The 18,147-nt window shown below is 62.9% G+C and carries 16 protein-coding genes; 7 read left to right on the top strand and 9 right to left on the bottom strand.

What is annotated here, in order from left to right; all coding sequences use genetic code 11:
- The first annotated feature begins 16 nt into the window (after positions 1–16).
- From GRI65_RS08280 to GRI65_RS08260, 5 genes are all read left to right on the top strand, one after another.
- Positions 17–793, top strand: a complete 777-nt coding sequence (locus GRI65_RS08280) for a ParA family protein (RefSeq protein WP_160756046.1) — start codon at positions 17–19, stop codon at positions 791–793.
- A complete protein-coding gene (locus GRI65_RS08275) occupies positions 790–1,797 on the top strand; it encodes a ParB/RepB/Spo0J family partition protein (RefSeq protein WP_160756045.1) in 1,008 nt (335 codons plus the stop codon). Before GRI65_RS08280 ends, GRI65_RS08275 begins: the two co-directional genes overlap by 4 nt.
- 221 nt (positions 1,798–2,018) lie before the next feature.
- Complete coding sequence (locus GRI65_RS08270; protein ID WP_160756044.1) at positions 2,019–2,585, top strand: DUF4402 domain-containing protein; 567 nt, start codon at positions 2,019–2,021, stop codon at positions 2,583–2,585.
- 219 nt (positions 2,586–2,804) lie between these two features.
- Positions 2,805–3,641 carry a fimbrial biogenesis chaperone gene (locus tag GRI65_RS08265; protein WP_202391227.1) on the top strand — a complete coding sequence of 279 codons (837 nt, stop codon included), beginning with the start codon at positions 2,805–2,807 and terminating at the stop codon, positions 3,639–3,641.
- A 99-nt stretch (positions 3,642–3,740) separates the two neighbouring features.
- Complete coding sequence (locus GRI65_RS08260; RefSeq protein ID WP_160756043.1) at positions 3,741–6,455, top strand: MSCRAMM family protein; 2,715 nt, start codon at positions 3,741–3,743, stop codon at positions 6,453–6,455.
- Between the two features lie 11 nt (positions 6,456–6,466).
- Here the strand turns inward: GRI65_RS08260 and GRI65_RS08255 are convergent, their stop codons facing one another.
- A complete protein-coding gene (locus tag GRI65_RS08255; RefSeq protein WP_232844007.1) occupies positions 6,467–7,435 on the bottom strand; it encodes a glycine zipper 2TM domain-containing protein in 969 nt (322 codons plus the stop codon).
- Positions 7,436–7,561: 126 nt separating this feature from the next.
- Positions 7,562–8,044, bottom strand: a complete 483-nt coding sequence (locus GRI65_RS08250; RefSeq protein ID WP_160756042.1) for a GAF domain-containing protein — start codon at positions 8,042–8,044, stop codon at positions 7,562–7,564.
- 132 nt (positions 8,045–8,176) lie between these two features.
- Between GRI65_RS08250 and GRI65_RS08245 the strand changes: the two genes are divergently transcribed.
- Positions 8,177–9,634, top strand: coding sequence for a PQQ-dependent sugar dehydrogenase (locus GRI65_RS08245; protein ID WP_160756041.1), 1,458 nt, complete (start codon positions 8,177–8,179; stop codon positions 9,632–9,634).
- A 15-nt stretch (positions 9,635–9,649) separates the two neighbouring features.
- Here the strand turns inward: GRI65_RS08245 and GRI65_RS08240 are convergent, their stop codons facing one another.
- Positions 9,650–11,392: an acyl-CoA dehydrogenase gene (locus GRI65_RS08240; RefSeq protein WP_160756040.1), complete on the bottom strand. Its 1,743-nt coding sequence runs from the start codon at positions 11,390–11,392 to the stop codon at positions 9,650–9,652.
- Between the two features lie 83 nt (positions 11,393–11,475).
- Here GRI65_RS08240 and GRI65_RS08235 point away from each other — a divergent pair, with 83 nt between their 5' ends.
- A complete protein-coding gene (locus tag GRI65_RS08235; RefSeq protein WP_160756039.1) occupies positions 11,476–12,420 on the top strand; it encodes an L-threonylcarbamoyladenylate synthase in 945 nt (314 codons plus the stop codon).
- 6 nt (positions 12,421–12,426) lie between these two features.
- Here GRI65_RS08235 and GRI65_RS08230 read toward each other — a convergent pair whose 3' ends face one another.
- The 6 genes from GRI65_RS08230 to GRI65_RS08205 form a co-directional block, all read right to left on the bottom strand.
- Entirely contained in the window at positions 12,427–12,759 is a 333-nt protein-coding gene (locus tag GRI65_RS08230; protein ID WP_160756038.1) for a hypothetical protein, read from the bottom strand.
- 48 nt (positions 12,760–12,807) lie between these two features.
- On the bottom strand, positions 12,808–13,539 hold the full coding sequence (locus tag GRI65_RS08225; RefSeq protein ID WP_160756037.1) for a head GIN domain-containing protein: 732 nt from the start codon (positions 13,537–13,539) through the stop codon (positions 12,808–12,810).
- A gap of 179 nt (positions 13,540–13,718) precedes the next feature.
- Positions 13,719–14,252 (bottom strand): CarD family transcriptional regulator, encoded by a 534-nt coding sequence (locus tag GRI65_RS08220; protein ID WP_160756036.1) that lies wholly within the window; start codon positions 14,250–14,252, stop codon positions 13,719–13,721.
- Positions 14,253–14,553: 301 nt separating this feature from the next.
- On the bottom strand, positions 14,554–14,892 hold the full coding sequence (fdxA, locus tag GRI65_RS08215; protein ID WP_160756035.1) for a ferredoxin FdxA: 339 nt from the start codon (positions 14,890–14,892) through the stop codon (positions 14,554–14,556).
- A 15-nt stretch (positions 14,893–14,907) separates the two neighbouring features.
- Positions 14,908–15,216, bottom strand: coding sequence for an RNA-binding S4 domain-containing protein (locus GRI65_RS08210; protein WP_160756034.1), 309 nt, complete (start codon positions 15,214–15,216; stop codon positions 14,908–14,910).
- A complete protein-coding gene (locus tag GRI65_RS08205; RefSeq protein WP_456298123.1) occupies positions 15,216–17,891 on the bottom strand; it encodes a helicase-related protein in 2,676 nt (891 codons plus the stop codon). Before GRI65_RS08205 ends, GRI65_RS08210 begins: the two co-directional genes overlap by 1 nt.
- Positions 17,892–18,147 lie beyond the last annotated feature (256 nt).

The following is an 18,147-nucleotide window of genomic DNA, read 5'->3' as shown; positions in this document are numbered from 1 at the left end:
TCAATAAGGTGACCTCATGATAACCATCGCGATAGCCAATCAGAAAGGCGGAGTAGGCAAAACTACCACCGCCATCAACATTGCAACCGCGATGGCCGCAACGGGATGGAAGACGTTGTTGCTCGACCTCGATCCGCAAGGCAACGCATCGACCGGGTTGGGGGTCGAAGTTGAAGCCCGCGTCTGCTCCAGCTATGATCTGTTGGTTGACCAAGTGGCTCTTGCCGATTGCATCCAGCCGACCAACATCCCGAACCTCGACATCATTCCCGCGACAGTCGATCTAAGCGGTGCCGAGGTCGAACTGGTCAGCGTGGAAGACCGCACCGCGCGCCTTCGCGACGCGCTCACTGGTCATACGGCCCATGACATCTGTTTCATCGACTGCCCACCCTCGCTCGGTCTGTTGACGCTGAACGCGCTCGGCGCTGCCGATACCCTGATGGTGCCGCTGCAGTGCGAATTCTTTGCGTTGGAGGGTCTTAGCCAGTTGTTGCTGACAGTCGAACGCGTGCAGCAGCGGTTTAATCCCGACCTCGGCATCGTCGGCATTGTTTTGACCATGTTCGATCGCCGCAACAGGCTGACCGACCAAGTCGCCGACGATGTGCGCGATTGCCTTGCCGGATTGGTTTTCGAATCGGTCATTCCGCGCAATGTTCGCCTCTCGGAAGCGCCCAGTCACGGGTTGCCAGCGCTCGTTTACGACCATTCCTGCGCGGGAAGCCGCGCCTACATTGCGCTCGCTCGCGAATTGATCGGAAGATTGCCTGAACAGAGGAAAGCCGCATGAGTAACCCTAACGCCGATCCGATCCGCTTCTCCGTTCCGGCGCGCGCAGCTTCGGAAGGCAAGAAGAAGCTTGGCAAGGGGCTAAGTGCCTTGATGGGCGAAACTCGCCGGGAGGAACCGCTGGTTCTCGGCAAGGCGGCTGGCCAGGACGATTCATCGAACAGCGCCAAAACCGGTTCGGGGGCGGGGCACCCTCGGTCCGGCCTGGCATCCTTGGCAATCGCGTCGATCGAGCCGCTGCCCGGGCAACCGCGCCGTTATTTCGACGAAGATGCGCTGGCAGAACTGTCCGCCTCGATTGCGGCGAGGGGGGTTATCCAGCCAATTATCGTCCGCCCGCTTGCTGGCGGACGCTATCAGTTGGTGGCCGGCGAACGTCGTTGGCGGGCAGCCCAGAAAGCGCAATTGCACGAAATTCCCGCCTTGGTGCGCGATCTGGACACGCGCGAGGTGATGGCGCTGGCGCTGATCGAGAATATCCAGCGGGAGGACCTCAATCCGGTCGAGGAAGCTCGCGCCTACCAGCGGCTGGCGGATGAGGAGGAGATGACGCAGGGCGAAATAGCCAAGCTGGTCGACAAATCGCGCAGCCATGTGGCCAATCTCCAGCGGCTGCTGGGTCTGCCGGACGAGATCCTGACGCTGGTGGAGCAGGGCGATTTGTCGATGGGGCATGCCCGGGCGCTGATCGGCTACGATAACGCCGTATCGCTCGCCCGGCAGGCCGTGGAGCAGAAACTGTCGGTCCGTGACATCGAACGGATGGTCAAAGCCGGATCGGCGCCGGCGAATTCCGAGACAGAACGCCGCAAGGCAAGGACCTCGCGCGATCCGGCAAAGGATGCCGACATTGCGGCAGTCCAGGGGCATCTCGAGGAATTTCTCGGGCTCGCCGTGAAGATCAAGACAGACGTCGATCCGAGGTCCGGAACGGTCACCATCCGTTACCGCACCCTCGACCAATTGGACTTGGTCTGCCAGCGCCTGACGGGCGGCGACATTTAGTTGAGCCTAATCTTTATAAACAATATCAACGAGATATCGGAACTTGCTTGCCGAATAGGTTAACAGAAAAGGGTTCACCTGTTAACCATAACCAGAAGCAAAGATTGAACGCAGTGGTTCTACTTAATGGCTCTTGGATGGACAGGGGCGTTCATCCAGCGGGGAGCCGGAAATGGTCTTCCCGAACGGGATCGAAGACCATTTTTAAGGACCACATCACTATGAAAAAGTTTCTCCGTTTTGGCGCTGCCAGCGCAGTCGTCGCCGCTTCGCTCGGCATGTCCAGCGTTGCACAGGCCCAGGACACCGCAACGGCTGACGCCTTTGCCGAAATCCTCACCGCACTCCAGCTGGAACTGGACGCAGGCAGCAAGCTCGATTTCGGTTCGATGGTCGTAACCGGCGCCGGTACCGTATCGCTTGATGCCGACACGGGCGCTCTTAATTGCACCGCCGCCGGCATTGTTTGCAGCGGGACGACCGAAACCGCGACCTTCAACGTTACTGCAGGCAGCGCGCTGAAAGATGTAACCATCACTTTCGATACGCCGGCCGTGACCCTGCTTCGCAGCGGGGGGGTTATCGGAACCGCAGCCGATGAACTCGAGCTCACCAACTTCAATTCGGACGCTGCCTTTATTACAGATCCAATGGGTGATTATTACGAAGTGACCCTGGGCGCGACCGGACTCGCCACGTTTGAAGTCGGCGGTGATCTGACCTTTGACGGCACCGAATTGGCCGGGGTTTACCAAGGTTCCTTCGCCGTATCTGTCGAATATAGCTAATTCGACACCGGCGGCGGTGCCGAATAGCGGCATCGTCCGGTAACGATTGATAAGATGGCAGGGCCGCGTCCACACAGGGCGCGGCCCTTGCTGTGTGTACTATCGGATCGCGCCCACCGTCATGTTTAACCGATATTAACCCTATTCGGTTACCGCCTCAGGATAACTACCGATACGCCGCGCAACGCGGTCGTAATCTTCCTGGGAATGACACAGAACATGGCCAACAATTTCTCCCGTTTCATCAGTGTTGCCTGCGCTGCCATTGCCGCGTTCGGCGGTATCCTGTCGGCCGCGCCCGCAGCGGCGCAAGGCGACCTGCTGGTCGCTCCGACCCGGATAATCCTCGACGGACGCCGCGGCACCGAAGTCATTCTCAGCAACATCGGGTCTGAAGAAGCGACGTACCGCATCGAGCTGGAACTGCGACGAATGACGGCGACCGGCCAGTTGATCGATGTCGAGACAGACGATGCCAACGAACTCGAGCAGGCCGCGTTGGCAATGGTCCGCTACGCGCCGCGCCGGATTACCCTGCCGCCGGGCCAGCCGCAGTCGGTCCGCATATCGGCGCGTCCCGGGGCTGAACTGCCGGACGGGGAATACCGCGTGCACATGTCATTCCGGGCAATTCCCAAACCGACCCCGGTCACCGAAGCGCCCGAGGACAGCCAGGGGATCCGGATCAAGCTCGTTCCAATCTACGGAGTCACCATTCCGGTGATTGTCCGCCACGGGCGGCTGGAAGCGACAGTGGCAATCAGCAATCCGCAAGTTGCCGAAGGCGTTCGTGGCCCAGAACTGCGCTTGGCGATGGTTCGCAATGGTACGAAATCGACCTACGGCGAGCTTCGCGTCACCCGTCCCGGCAGCGACGAGCCGGTCTTTCTGGCGCGGGGAATCGCAATTTACAGCGAGGTGGCTGAACGCGCCATGGAGTTCGACCTGACGCCGGAACAAGCGGCGGCGATGAAAGGCCAGCTACGGTTCGAATACCGCGAAATGCCAGAAGCCGGCGGAGCCGTGATCGCATCGGTCGACGCGGTACTCGGCTGAACGGGACGGCCTCGGCCGAAAGTCCTCCGGATGTCATCCCCTCACCCTTGGGCCCTTGTAGCCGCCGCGTTTGCGGCGGTTCTTGGCGTTGCGGGTCCGGTGAGCGCGCAGGCGCAGGCATCTACGCCAACCTGGCAGCCCAACGACGACGATGCGCTGTTGCTGCAGATGAGCGTCGGATCTTACAAATTGACCAACGAAATCCGTGGTTATCAGACAGATAAGGGCGTTTGCCTCGACCTTGCAGACGTCATTCAATCACTTGATCTGCCCATTCGCCTCGACAAGAAGTCGCGCCGCGCAACTGGCTGGCTATTCTCCGAGGATCAAGAATTCGTCCTCGACCGCGCAGCCAATACGGTACAAAACGTGAACAGTAGTGCAGCACCGGTCGGTGGTGAGATTTTCGACACGCCTGAAGGGTGGTGCGTTGATAGCATGGCGCTGTCACGCTGGTTTGGCGTCACGCTGACGCCGGACCTGTTCAATTCGGCCATCCGGCTCGAAAGCGACACGAAATTGCCGTTCATGCAGGCGCTCGAGCGCCGAAGTCGTGCCGCGCGACTTCGGCCGAAACGCGAGGCGTTCGATCTGGCGGCCTATCCCCACGCGCCAAGTGAGTACAGGATGTGGCGCACGCCTTCGGTCGACGCGGTTGTCCGAACTGGCTATGATTCAAATTCGAATTCAAAGACTTCGGGCCGGTTCGAGCTCTACGCTGCCGGTGAAGTGGCCGGCGCCAGCTTCGACGCTCGGCTCAGTTCGGATGACCGGTTCAAGCCCAACTCCCTCAGGATTAGCGCGTTTCGCAACGACGTTTCAGGAAATTTGCTCGGCCCGCTTGGGGCCACGCAAATTGCCGCCGGTGACGTCGAGACGCAAAGCAGTCAGCTGACCGCCCAGAGCGCGGTTGGCCGCGGAGCTTATATCAGCAACCAGCCGCTCGGCCGGCAATCGCGGTTTTCAAGCACGACAATCCGCGGAACCATGCCGACAGGTTGGGATGCCGAGCTCTATCGCAACGGGCAGTTGATCGCCTCGCAGATGGAAAGCGATGACGGCCGCTACGAATTCCTCGATGTCGACCTGTTCTATGGCGAGAACGATCTTGAAGTGGTGCTTTACGGTCCTCAGGGCCAAGTGCGCAGGGAACGGTTCGATCAGCCGGTCGGGGTCAACAACGTCGAACCGGGCGAGACCTATTACTGGGCCGGCATCTTGCAGGACGACCGGGACCTGATCGACCTGCGGAAGGTCAATGTGGGCGCGGTGCATGCGTGGAGGGGCGGTATCGGGGTCGAACGCGGGATCGACAAGCGAACCAGCGCCGCGCTCGGCATGCAGAGTCTCGTGGTGAACACCAGGCGGCGCAACTACGTCGAAGGCAGCCTGTACCGGACTCTTGGTTCGATGCAGATGGAACTCGCCGCGGCGCATGAACTGGGCGCGGGCGCTGTGCTGCAGACCAATGCGCTCGGGCGGCTGGGCAGTTTCAACCTCGGTGCCAACGCCACCTGGGTCCGAGGCGACTTCGCGAGCGAGTTCGTCAGTGAAGGACTCGATTATCGCTACGGCTTCAATTTCGACACCTCGCTGCGTTTGGGCAAATTCGTGCTGCCAGTGCAGGCGGCGGTCGACCGGTCGGCATTGAGCGACGGTTCGAGGATCACCAAGGGGTACCTGCAGACTGCAGTCGGGCTGCAGGGCATCGCGTTGACCGCGCAATTGCAGCACGAGCGGACTGACGAGCCCGGACCCGCCGCGACCCGCGAAACCACGCGTCTGCGGCTGCTCGCCAATACCCGAAAATTCGGGCTGCGTCTGCGTGGTGCGGCTGGTTTCGATCTTTCGGGTCGTAACAAAGGTCTGGAAACGATACGAATCTCCGCCGATAAGTCACTCGGCGAGCGCAGCGATATTACTGGCGAGATCGAATACGAAGCCACCCGGCACGAAACCACGTTCGGGTTGGGCTATACCCACCGGTTCGACCAGTTCGCCTTGCGGACCAACGCAAATTACGGGACCAGCGGCGGGTTTGGTGCGAATCTGGCGCTTGCCTTCAGCTTCGGTCCGGATCCGGTGAACGGCGGCATTCGCTTCTCCGAAAAGAAGCTCGCGCGCAGCGGCCAGGCGGCGGTCACCGTGTTCCGCGACGAGGATGGCGACGGCCTTCGCGGCCCGGACGAAGATGTCCTGAAGGATGTCTATGTCGAAGCGGGCCTGCGGACGACCGATGCGATCACCGATGAGACGGGCCGCGCGATCGTGGACGGACTGCGGCCCTATATTCCAATCCTGGTCGGGGTCGACGAATCGTCGCTCGGTGATCCGTATCTGGCGCCGTCAACCAAAGGCATCGTCGTGGTTCCCCGGCCGGGGGTGGCAACAATCATCGAACTCCCCATCTCTCCCTCCGGCGAGGTAGAGGGAACGTTGCAATCGCCAGCGGGAGCTGATCTGCCTGGGGTCGTGCTGGAATTGATCGATATGCGCGGTGCCACGGTGGCGGCAACGATGAGCGAATTCGACGGGTTTTTCCTGTTCGAACGCGTGCCCTACGGCAAATACCGCCTGCGCGTGGCAGCGGAGTCTGCGCGCGCGCTGTCGGTAGTCACCGGCATCGATGCGCCGGTCGTCCTGGGCCGCGGTGCCGACATAGCCCGCATGGGGATCGTTCGCTTGGCCTACAGCAGGCTTACGGCGGCTCATAGTTCGGGAAGCCTAGCCGCCATATCCCTGGCCGCAGCGCCCGAGGCTTCCAGCGGCGTACGTGGTGGGGGCAGCGGCGTCTCCGCCGAAACTGCCCCCTGAAAGTCGCGGTCTTAGCGGCCGCTCTTGATCATCTTGGTCTTCACCGGAACTGTCTTCACCGGTTTGGGTGCCGGGGCGAGCCGGCGGACCGTCTTGCTTGGCACCGTGACCATGACTTCTTCTTCGGCCCATTCTTCGGTGACGTATTCGCGGACCACCGCGCGCTGCTCGACCGGGACCATGATCGGCACCAGCATGACCGGGCCGTAGCCATAATTCGTCTGGCGCCACTGCGCTTCGTGCTGAATCAGGAAGGCCTCGCATTCATCGAGACTTTCGCGCGAATCCGACGATCCGCCGATGGCTGAGCCCGCTGCCGCGCCGGCGAGACCGCCGACGCCCGCACCGATCGCAGTCCCGAGCAGCCGGTCGCCGCGTCCAGCCACCCGGTTGCCGATGAGGCCTCCCGCAGCGGCACCAACCAATGCGCCGATTGTCCGGCCGCGCCGCTCGCCGCGGCCGTCACCGCCGGCGTAACGCGCGCGGCATTCCTCCAGCCATCCGTCGCGGGCAAACTGGTCCTGCTCGTATCCGCCGGGATATTGCACCACCCCGCCCGGATAGCCGGCTTGGGGGAAATAGACCGGCGCACCCACCGGATGGCCGGACAGGATCGGAGCCGCATGGCGCATCGAGGGGTAGCCCGCTTGATGATGCATGGGTTCCAGAGCCCGCATGCCGCGATGTTCGATGCGGCTTTCAACGTGACGCTGAGCCGGATACTCGTCCTCGTAACCGGGTTCGTAACCGGTAGGATCTTCTTCTGTTGCCTGCGCAGGGGCGAGCGCGGGTGCGGGCTGGGACCCGGCTTCACGCTCGATTTGCTGCGGCGCGGATCCGGGGAGCGGCTGGATCACCACTTCCGCCTCGTACACTATGTCCTGTTCGGACTGGGCCCAGGCGGGACCCGCCGCGGCCAAGGCGGCAGAAGCCAGAACTGTCGAAACGATCGGGCGCAAAATCACAACTTGGGCTCGCATCGGTATTCCCCCTTACAGCCGGCCGGGGCGATTCCCGGAATTAACCGAAAATCTACCATTACCTCCCGCGGAGAACCAAGGATTCATGGCCAATGTCCCGAATTGGACCATAAACCCTGTGCGCGGTCAGATTCGGTCTGCGAGTACGCCTGCGAGCCGCTCGATCCCGGCCGCATCCTCTGCGTCGAACCGCGCGAGATCGGGGCTGTCGAGGTCGATTACCGCCAGCACCTGTCCCGCGCGGATGATCGGCACGACCAGTTCGGAACGGCTGGCCGCATCGCAGGCGATATGGCCTGGAAAGGCATGCACGTCCTCGACCAGCTGGGTGCGGGCATCGCTCGCCGCGGTGCCACAAACGCCCTGGCCCAGCGGAATGCGGATGCACGCAGGCCGTCCGACAAACGGGCCGAGAACCAGCTCGCCTTCGAGGACGCGGTAGAACCCCGCCCAGTTCAGCGCGGGGAGGAATTCGGCCATCAGGGCGGCGACATTGGCCATGTTCGCCACGGGATCACGCTCGTCTGCTGTTATCGCCTCACAAGCTTGGACGAGCTGGCGATAGAGTTCAGGCTTGGGCAGATCGGCGTCGGTGGTAAAATCGAACATCGGACGATCCAATAGGTCCAGCGCGGCCATATGCAAGGGGCCAAGGCAAAGGCCAGGTGCTTCCCCTGCCTTTGCAAACCGGCTGCGCGGAAGCCATTGCCGCCAGCCATTCCCTGCCTTATCTGGTACGCCATGAGCACAAAGCGCAAGATACTCGCCTGGGTCGTTGGCCTGATTGTCCTGATCCTGCTGGTCTTCTGGTGGCTATCACGCGGCGATACGGCAGACCTTTCGGTGAGTGAAGTATCGGGCGAAGGGCCAGTTCTCCAAGAACCCAGGGCCGAAACAATCCCGACGATCAACATCGCCGAACCGGTCGGCTGGCCGGCGGGCGAAGTACCCGCTGCGGCTGAGGGTCTGGTGGTGAACCGCTTTGCCGAGGGTCTCGACCATCCGCGGGTCGTCCATACGCTGCCCAATGGCGACGTGCTGGTGACGCTGACCCGCGCGCCCGCTTCCGACAATGGCGGCGGCATCACCGCGTGGATTGCGGACCTCCTGATGTCGCGCGCCGGGGCTACCGGTACGTCGGCCAACGAACTGGTCCTGCTGCGCGACCAGGATGGCGACGGCCGTTCGGACCAGCGCCTGACCGTGCTCGACAATCTTGATTCGCCGTCCGGCATCGCGTGGCGTGATGGCCGGCTGTATATCGCCAACCACGACGAGCTGCTGGCGTATGATTACGAACTGGGCGCGGCCAGCACCACGGGTGATCCCGAAAAGCTGATGGATCTGCCCGCGGCCGGTAACCACTGGATGCGGAACATCGCGCTCAGCCCCGATGGCGACAAGATCTACGTCGCCGTCGGTTCCGCCTCCAACATCGGCGAGAAGGGCATGGACGTGGAGAAAGGTCGCGCGGCGATCTGGGAATATGACTTGGAAGCTGGCCGCCAGCGCATATTCGCCACCGGCCTGCGCAACCCCAACGGGCTCGATTTCAGCCCGTGGAGCGGTGAGTTGTGGACCACGGTCAACGAACGCGACATGCTCGGTTCGGACCTCGTGCCCGATTACCTCACCAACGTGCCGGTTGGGGCGAATTACGGCTGGCCGTGGGTTTATTACAAGGACACGATCGACCGGCGCGTCGACGCGCCGATGCCCGCCTATACCACCGAATATGCGCGCTATCCCGAATTCGCCCTCGGCCCCCACGTTGCCGCACTCGGCCTCGTCTTCAGCGAAGAAGGCAGCACGATGGGCGAGAAATTCGGCAACGGCGCGTTCATCGCGCGCCACGGTTCGTGGAACCGCAAGCCCGCCTCGGGTTACGACGTGGTGTATGTCGCGTTTGACAACCGGGGCAATCCGCTGGGCAAGCCAGTGCCCGTCCTGACCGGCTTCCTCAACGACAACGGCACTACCAAGGGACGCCCCACCTGGGTCGATTTTGCCGGTGACGGGTCGCTGCTGGTCAGCGACGATACCGCCGGGATCATCTGGCGGGTTACCGCGCCGGGCGCAGCACCTCGCGCCGCAATCGTCCAACCCGAACGCCGATCATTGCCGCCGCAGCGCCAGCTCCAAGGCGACCCGCGGGCACGCTTCGTCGAGGAATACGCACGCGAACAGGTTGCCGAATAGCGGCTGCCGCGGGTCTCACCCCGCCAGTTGCAGCGCGCTGAGTTCGTATAGCCCGCTGGCGCCCGCTACCGCGGAGGCCTTAAGCCCGGCGGCCTCGGGCACGATGTGGTCGAGGAAGAAGCGCGTCGTGGCCGGTTTCACCGCGGCGAGTGAGGTTGCGGCGCCTGCTTCCACCGCGTTTTTTTGCCGCAGCATCTGCCATCCGGCGACCGCGACGGCGCACATTTCGCAGAACGGTACGCTTCCGGCGAGGCGGTCATCGAGGCTGGCCTCGTCGCGCATCCACACGCCGATGGCGGCGCAGTCGCCTGCGAGGGCGAACAATGCCGGTTCGTCCGTAGCGTCCCGTGCGATGTCCGCCATAAGCGCGGCGAACACTCCGCCGCTTTCGAAGCCGAGTTTGCGGGTGACCAGATCGGCCGCCTGGATGCCGTTGGTGCCTTCGTAGATCGGTGCAATCCGTGCGTCGCGGTAATGCTGGGCCGCGCCGGTTTCCTCGACGAATCCCATTCCGCCGTGGACCTGCACGCCGATGCTGGCGACTTCGACCCCGGTGTCGGTCCCCCACGCCTTGATGAGCGGGACCAGCACTTCGCCGCGCAGTGCGGCGGCTTCGTTGCCCAAAGTGCCGCGGTCGACTTGTCCCGCGGTGTAGTAAAGCAGCGCCCGCATGCCTTCGGTGAGCGCCTTCATCCTCATCAGCATTCGGCGTACGTCCGGGTGTTCGATGATCGGGACTGCTGTGCGGTCTGGCGCGCCGGCGCGCGCCGACTGCACTCGGTCGGCGGCATAATGGACCGCCTGCTGCAATGCCCGTTCGGCGATCTGCACACCCTGGCTGCCAACATTGATGCGGGCGGAATTCATCATCGTGAACATAGCCGCAAGTCCGCGATTTTCCGCCCCGACCAACTCGCCGATGCAATCGCCATTGTCGCCATAGGACATGACGCAGGTCGGCGATGCGTTGATGCCCAGCTTATGTTCCAGGCTGACGCAGCGCAGATCGTTCTTCGGCCCGAGTGATCCGTCGGCGTTGACCAGATATTTCGGGACCACGAACAGCGAAATGCCCCGCGAACCTTCCGGCGCACCGGGGGTGCGGGCCAGCACCAGATGGATGATGTTCCTCGCCAGTTCGTGTTCGCCCCAGGTGATGTAGATCTTCTGGCCGGTGATGCGGTATTTGCCGGCATGTTCCCCATCCTCGATCGGAACGGCGGTGGTGCGCAGGGCGCCGACATCGCTGCCCGCCTGCGGTTCGGTCAGGTTCATCGTGCCCGACCATTCGCCGCTCACCAGCCTGGGCATGTAAAGCGCCTTCTGCGCCGCGCTGCCGTGATCCTCGAGCGCTTCGACCGCACCGATGGACAGCATCGGCAGGAGGTTGAAGGCGAAATTTGCCGTGCCCAGGTTTTCCAGCACATTGCAGCCCAGCACGCTCGGCAGACCTTGCCCGCCGAATTCGGCGGGCGCGGAAATCGCGTTCCAGCCCTGTTCGACATAAGCTTCGTAAGCTTCCGCAAAACCATCGGGCAGCCGCACGACCCCGTTCTGGAGTTGTGCGCCTTCGGTGTCGCCGATCCGGTTGAGCGGCGCCCATTCACCTGCCGCAAAAGCGCCTATCCCCTCGACGATAGCCTCGACCATATCCGGTTCTGCCGCGGCAAACCGCTCGGATGCCGCAAGCTCCTCGATCCCGCCGCAAATCCTGATAGCGAGCAACTGATCCTGGGTGGCGGCGGTGTAGGGGGTCACGGGAATTTCCTTGCGGCTAACGTTAGGTCAAATCGTCTCGGGAATTTCTTGGCTTTTCAGCGCCCCCACTATAGCGGACCGGCATGACGGGCAAGAACGCTACGGAAATGCTGGAGGCGAACCGCGCCGGGATCACCCGCGCCGCGCGAATCCTGCAATCCGGGGGCTTGGTCGCCGTTCCGACGGAGACGGTTTACGGACTTGCCGCCCGAGCGGATGACCCGGTAGCGGTCGCCGGCATCTACGCCGCGAAAGGTCGTCCGGGCTTCAACCCGCTGATCGTCCATGTCGACGCGGTGGAGCAGGCGGAGGCGCTGGCCGAATTTTCAGAACGCGCGCGGCGCATCGCGCAAGAGGTATGGCCCGGGCCGGTAACGCTGGTCTTGCCGCGGCGGGAAGGGGCATCGCTGGCGAAGGGCGTATACGCAGGCCTGCCGACGATTGCCCTCCGGATGCCGGCGCACCCGGTGATGCGCGCGCTGATCCGGCAAAGCGGCTGTGTCCTTGCTGCACCCTCGGCCAATCCGAGCAACGCCGTCAGCCCGACGACCGCAGCGCATGTTGCCGCTTCGCTCGGAGGGCGGATCGACGCAATTCTCGACGGGGGTGCGTGCGAAGCGGGCCTGGAATCGACGATCCTTGCGGTGCGCGATAACGGCACCCTGGAAGTCCTGCGTCCGGGGCCGTTCGATCTTGGCCGTTTAACCGAGTTCGGCATGGTAGGCGCAAACCCTACGGCGGAAATCGAAGCGCCTGGCCAGATGAGGTCCCATTATTCTCCGGGCAAACCAGTGCGGCTCGCTGCGGCGAAACCTGAAGCTGATGAATTCATGATCGGGTTCGGCGGGATTGCCGGCGAGTACAATCTGTCCCCAGGCGGTGATCTGTCCGAAGCAGCCGCTAATCTTTACGCGGCGCTGCACCGGGGTGCCGCCTCTACCCAGCCGAGGATTGCGGTCGCTCCGATCCCCGAAACCAGCGTCGGCGCGGCGATCAACGACCGGCTTCGCCGTGCGTCGGCGTCCTGACGGAGTTTACCGGCGGTACGGTTCGACGGGGACTGCGGGACTGAGCGCGCGCATTTCGGCCTCCACCGCCTCGAGATCGCGGCAGGCGGAACTATCGCCGTCATCGCACTTATCGGCAAGTTTTTCCCGCTTCCGGTCAAGCTTGCCCAGCTGTTCCTCGCGCTTGCGAATTTCGCGCCCGCGCTTCTCGTCCGCTTCCGACTGGCTGGTGGTGGCGAGGTCGGCGGCCTTGCTGACCACCTTCACGGGCGCGGTGACGACATCCAGTGCCGTACGCGCAATGCAGCCCGGTAGCAGTATCGACGAACCCAGGGCCAGAAGGGGGAATAGTGCGCGCATGGAAATTCCTCTCGCGCGCACCATAGCCCCGGATGGCAAACCCGTCGATTACTTGTCGGCCTGTTGCACCGAATTGCAGGTGAGCTTGCCGGAGCCGAGGGAATTGAGCGTGCAAGTCGCCCGGCCGTTCACGGTAACATTACCCGAACCCATGATATTGGCGGTGACTTCCCCGTCGGAATCGAACTCCGTGCCGCCGGACCCCATGATGGAGACATCGGCCTTGGCCACTTTTAGCCCCGGCATCGCGGCGCTGCCCGAACCGGCCATGGCGACCTCCAGTTCGGTGACCGAGCCAGTTCCCTCGTAACTGCCCGAACCGGCGATGTTCACGTTCAGCGAATCCGCGGCCACGCGCCCGACCGTGACCTTGCCCGATCCGAGAACCTGCACGGAGGCATCGCGCGACAGTGAATCCGCTTCGATGGTGCCGGACGCCAGCAGCGTGAGCTCTTCGGGTGAGGGCATGGTGACGAACACCTTTGCCTTGCCGGTGTCTTTCCAGCTGCCATCGAGCCGCGTGATCGCGAGGGTCTTGCCGTCTCGCGAAAAGCGCAACGCATCGATCGCCGCCTGATCCCCTTCGACTGAGATTGTCAGCGTGTCGCCGTCGGTAACCCGAACGCTGTCCGGGCCGGCGAGTACGAGAACGGTGGGCGGATCGCCGCTCAGGTCGAGGTCGGCCAGCGGCACGCCTTCCTCCCCGTTGATCTTGATATTCGATCCGTCACACGCCGCGAGCCCGGCCGCCATGACCATCGCCGCAAGTGGGCCCCACATCCTGGAAATTCCGCGCAACATACGATCCTCCTGCCAATAAACTGTACCATCTGTATTGCTAACCTAATACAGCAAGGGGGTGGTGGCAAGTGCGGCGTGAGGACCTACGAAAAAGGGCCGCCCTTCCAGGCGGCCCCAATTCATTCAATCGTGATCTGCACCAACAGGCGGATCCGCGATTACACCGGTTCGGCGTTATCGTAATATTGCGGCGCGTGTTCGCGCAGGACTTCAAGGATTTTCAGCAAAGCGGCCGGTTCGTCGGTCTTTTCCATCGCCGCCAACTCGCGGGCGAGACGGCTGGAAGCTGCTTCGAAGATCTGCCGTTCGGAATAGCTCTGTTCCGGCTGGTCTTCGGGGCGGAACAGGTCGCGGGTGACTTCGGCGATCGAAACCAGGTCACCGGAGTTGATCTTCGCTTCGTATTCCTGAGCCCGGCGCGACCACATGGTGCGCTTGACCTTGGGTTTGCCCTTGAGCGTTTCCATCGCTTCCTTCAGCGTCTTGTCGCTCGACAATTTGCGCATTCCGATCGCGTCGACCTTGTTGGTCGGCACCCGCAGGGTCATGCGTTCTTTTTCGAACCGCAAAACATACAGCTCGAGCTGCATTCCGGCGATTTCTTCATTCTGGAGTTCGATTACCCGGCCTACCCCGTGCTTGGGATACACTACGTAATCGCCGACATCGAAGGCATTTGCCTTGGTCGCCATATAAAATCCTTTCGTGCGGGCAGTGCCCCGAACGTCAGTCAAATGTCCTGCCGACCGCGCTATTGCACGGCCAAATTCGGAATTCTTGCTGAGGTTGGGTGGTCTGCGCCTTTCCAGATACTACGCCTGCAGGACCACGACCGAAAGCGGCTGACCCGTGCAGTTGCGCAGTATATAGCACAGGCGCAGCCGAATTTCCACCCCGCATGCGGAATGGTCCGCCGCAGTGCACCATGCGGTCCGTTTTGCCTTGTCTGACCGGTAAACGTACGTTGGCGCCGGTCAGGACGCGCGCGACTTCCTAGTCGCCTTCACCGGGTTCGGGAGTGAAGTACTTGTCGAACTTTTCCTCTTCGCCCTTATGCTCGTCGGCATCGGCGGGGGGTTCTTTCTGGCTGGTGATGTTGGGCCATTCCGCTGAGAACTTGGTGTTCAGCTCAAGCCATTTTTCCAGATTGTCTTCGGTATCGGGCAGGATCGCTTCAGCCGGACATTCCGGTTCGCACACACCGCAGTCGATGCATTCGCTGGGATTGATCACCAGCATGTTCTCGCCTTCGTAGAAACAGTCCACCGGACAGACTTCGACGCAGTCGGTATATTTGCATTTGATGCACGCCTCGGTGACGACATATGTCATGGCTGCGCGTTCCCCTTAAGTCCGGTGGTTTGAAATCGATTGGTCTGCGGATTTTGCTATGGCGGATTGGCATTGCGGGTCAAGCGGCAGATAACACATTTGCGCCTCCGCAGGGGGCCCGCGCCTTGTGGGCAACGCGCAGATTTGTGCCACCATGATCCGCGAACCGAGCGGGAGTGTCAGCACATCGCCTTGTCCGACCGGCTGGCTGGCGCGGCTGACTCGCTGTCCGTTGCGGCGAACATGCCCTTCGCCGATCAACCGCTGGGCGCAGCTTCGTGACTTAACGAAGCGCAGATAACACAGCAGAAGATCGATCCGCATTACCGCAGCAGATCCGCGAGGCCGGCGAAGGCGCTGTTCGGGTTGGGCGCGGGTTTCGCAGGCGCTGCTCTCGGCGGCTTTTTCGCCGGTGCCCCGGTCCTTTCATGGGGCTTGGTGGCGGTAGCGCGCGGGTCCTTGCTTCGGTGCGAACCTGCCTGAGGTCGTCGCGCACTCTTGTCGCCTGAAGGCTTGCCGCGTGAGGGCCTGCCCCGCGAAGGTTGCCATTCCCATTGGTCCGGTGCGGGCGGACCCGATGCACCCTCGGCCAGCGCGCGACCTTCAGTCCGGCGAAACCCGGCTTGTCCCAGCAGGTAGACATAGCTATCCGGCGTCAAACCGGTCGAGACCGCGAGGGCAGGGTCGAGGACGAACTTGCGCCGTGCACTTTTGCCCCGGGCGTCATGGGCGGCGCGGATGATCTTCTCGGCAATGTCGATCCGCACGGCCTGTTTGCCGGCATGCCGGTAGCCTGACGGGAGCGCCCCCGAACAGTCGATCACCGGGATCATCGGCGAATTGAGCGGACGCGGGTCCGCGCCCAGTTTGCTGAGCAATTGCCGCGGCGCGGGTTTGAGCAACGCGGTCGCAAAAATATCCAGGGCGCCGAAGGTCACCCCGATGCGCCGCAGGAAAGGCCGCGTTTCCTTGGGCAAGTGTTCGAGGCCCGCCGCCTGCCGCGTCATGTGGCCATGCGCGGCGATCAGCGACAGCAACAGCGCACGGGCTTCCGACCCGGCGGCGGGATCGCGCGAGGCTTCTTCGAGCTTGGCCAGCGGCGCGAGCGGGGCCATCCGGGCCGCCAGCCATGCTTCCAGCGCCTCGACAAGTTTGGCCCGCGCCCCGTCAGGAAGCTGGGTAAGCTGCCGGTCGGGCACGAGCCGCGCGCTAGCCGCGCTTGGTCCTGCCGACAGCGAAGCGATCTGCTGGCCTTCCCACCGGATCCCGCCATCTTCCAGCGTGACACCCGCCATATCGGAGGCGATCAGGGCATCGACCTTGTCCGAAAGAATGCGCGGCATGGCTTTCTCGCCCGCAGCCAGCAGCATCTTGCGGTCGGCATGGCTCGCGCTGTGATCGACGGTAAAGCGGAAGCCGGAGACCGCGCCGATCGGCTCGTCCTCTACCGACAGGACGCCTTCATCCGACAGGCTGACGGCTAGCAGCGAAGCATCCTGGCCCATTGATTTCATCAGGATTGCGGTCCTCCGGTTAACAAATCTCTCGGTCAGGCGGCCGTGCAGCGCATCCGACAATTTAGCTTCCACCGCATGCGCCCGCGCGGCCATCTCGTCGCGCGCCAGCACCCAGTCGGGTCGCTGGCAGATATACGCCCAACTGCGGATCGCGGCAATGCGGCCTTGCAGCGCGTGGATATCTCCCTGCATGTTGTCGAGTTCGGAAATCCGGGCGGCAGCATAATCCGCGCCGATGTAACCCCGCTGCAAATCCTGCCACAGCCGCGCGACGAACCGGCTGTGCGTATCGGCACCCTGCTGGCGGAAATCAGGCAGGCGGCACACTTCCCAGAACCGCCGCACGTTCCCTGAGCCCCTGATCTGGTCCGCCCAAGGCTCTTCGGCAAGGCGCTTCAGCACGGCGAGGTCGATGGCTTCAGGGGCGAGGGCCAGCACCGGATTTTCCGGCGGGCTTTCGAGGTCACCGATCAGCACCGGCAGACTGTCGAACCGCGGCTGCGAATCGCGCCAATACAGCCGCGTCAGCGGGGCGAACCGGTGTTCCTCGATTGCGTGAATCTCTTCTTCGGTAAATTCGACCGGTTCGCCGTCATGACGTCCTGAACCCCCGCCGTCCTTGCCGACGCCCGACAGGGTGCCGAAGGTTCCGTCCCGCTGATGGCGGCCGGCACGACCGGCAATCTGGGCCATTTCGGCGGGCATCAGGCGCCGTTTGCGGACCCCGTCATATTTCGTGAGCGACGCGAAGGCGACATGGTTGATGTCGAGATTGAGGCCCATGCCGATGGCGTCGGTGGCGACGATGTAATCGACTTCGCCGGACTGGAACAATTCGACCTGCCGGTTGCGGGTTTCCGGGCTCAGCGCGCCCATCACCACCGCCGAACCCCCGCGAAACCGGCGCAGCATTTCGGCCACCGCGTAAACCTGTTCGGCGGAGAAGGCGACGATCGCGCTGCGTGGCGGCAAGCGTGACAATTTGCGCGGACCGATGTGGGTCAGGGTAGAAAACCGCGGACGCTTGATGATCTCCGCATCGGGATGCAGCGCGCGCACCATTGGCTCCAGCGTTGCGGCCCCCAGCAGCATGGTTTCGTCCCGCCCGCGCGCGTTGAGCAGCCGGTCGGTGAAAATATGCCCGCGTTCCCGGTTCGCGCCGAGCTGCGCTTCGTCCAGCGCCAGGAAGCTGTGGGTGCCGCCGTCATGGGTACGCTGGACCGGCATTGCTTCGGCGGTGCAACAGTAATAGCGAGCGCCAGGCGGTTCGATCCGCTCCTCGCCGGTGATCAGCGCCACCTGCGCTTCGCCCTTGATCCGCACCACCCGGTCATAGACTTCGCGCGCCAGCAACCGCAGCGGAAATCCGATTGCGCCGCTCGAATGGCCGCACATTCTTTCGATTGCCAGATGGGTCTTGCCGGTATTGGTCGGACCGAGGACCGCCTTGATCCGGGAAGCGTCGAGAGGGGGACGGGTCACATCTGCAATGTGGCATCGCGCCGGGCGATTCACAACCGCGCGGTTCTCGCCATTAACAGCCGCGATTGCACGGCCTGTCTCAAACCGGACTCGGGTGGGCGCACTTTAAACCGGTATTAACTTTAAATGTGCAGGGAAACCGTCGAGGGCCATCAGCAAGGTCCTTCGGCAAAGCAATTGCCACAGACCGTACGAGGAGGTCGCGCTGTACACTTCGCGCGAAAATGACGGGATCACAGGCGGCAGGTCGGATGCT

This window comes from Allopontixanthobacter sediminis (assembly GCF_009828115.1).
Taxonomy (GTDB): domain Bacteria; phylum Pseudomonadota; class Alphaproteobacteria; order Sphingomonadales; family Sphingomonadaceae; genus Allopontixanthobacter; species Allopontixanthobacter sediminis.
The sequence above is the reverse complement of the archived record's forward strand: the minus strand, read 5'-3'. Positions and strand labels throughout refer to the sequence as shown.

What these genes read in the sequence shown, in the direction of transcription:
- GRI65_RS08280 (WP_160756046.1), top strand. Translation starts at nt 17, where the DNA reads ATGATAACCATCGCGATAGCCAATCAGAAAGGCGGAGTAGGCAAAACT.
- GRI65_RS08275 (WP_160756045.1), top strand. Translation starts at nt 790, where the DNA reads ATGAGTAACCCTAACGCCGATCCGATCCGCTTCTCCGTTCCGGCGCGC.
- GRI65_RS08270 (WP_160756044.1), top strand. Translation starts at nt 2,019, where the DNA reads ATGAAAAAGTTTCTCCGTTTTGGCGCTGCCAGCGCAGTCGTCGCCGCT.
- GRI65_RS08265 (WP_202391227.1), top strand. Translation starts at nt 2,805, where the DNA reads ATGGCCAACAATTTCTCCCGTTTCATCAGTGTTGCCTGCGCTGCCATT.
- GRI65_RS08255 (WP_232844007.1), bottom strand. Translation starts at nt 7,435, where the DNA reads ATGCGAGCCCAAGTTGTGATTTTGCGCCCGATCGTTTCGACAGTTCTG.
- GRI65_RS08250 (WP_160756042.1), bottom strand. Translation starts at nt 8,044, where the DNA reads ATGTTCGATTTTACCACCGACGCCGATCTGCCCAAGCCTGAACTCTAT.
- GRI65_RS08245 (WP_160756041.1), top strand. Translation starts at nt 8,177, where the DNA reads ATGAGCACAAAGCGCAAGATACTCGCCTGGGTCGTTGGCCTGATTGTC.
- GRI65_RS08235 (WP_160756039.1), top strand. Translation starts at nt 11,476, where the DNA reads ATGACGGGCAAGAACGCTACGGAAATGCTGGAGGCGAACCGCGCCGGG.
- GRI65_RS08230 (WP_160756038.1), bottom strand. Translation starts at nt 12,759, where the DNA reads ATGCGCGCACTATTCCCCCTTCTGGCCCTGGGTTCGTCGATACTGCTA.
- GRI65_RS08225 (WP_160756037.1), bottom strand. Translation starts at nt 13,539, where the DNA reads ATGTGGGGCCCACTTGCGGCGATGGTCATGGCGGCCGGGCTCGCGGCG.
- GRI65_RS08220 (WP_160756036.1), bottom strand. Translation starts at nt 14,252, where the DNA reads ATGGCGACCAAGGCAAATGCCTTCGATGTCGGCGATTACGTAGTGTAT.
- fdxA (WP_160756035.1), bottom strand. Translation starts at nt 14,892, where the DNA reads ATGACATATGTCGTCACCGAGGCGTGCATCAAATGCAAATATACCGAC.
- GRI65_RS08210 (WP_160756034.1), bottom strand. Translation starts at nt 15,216, where the DNA reads ATGCGGATCGATCTTCTGCTGTGTTATCTGCGCTTCGTTAAGTCACGA.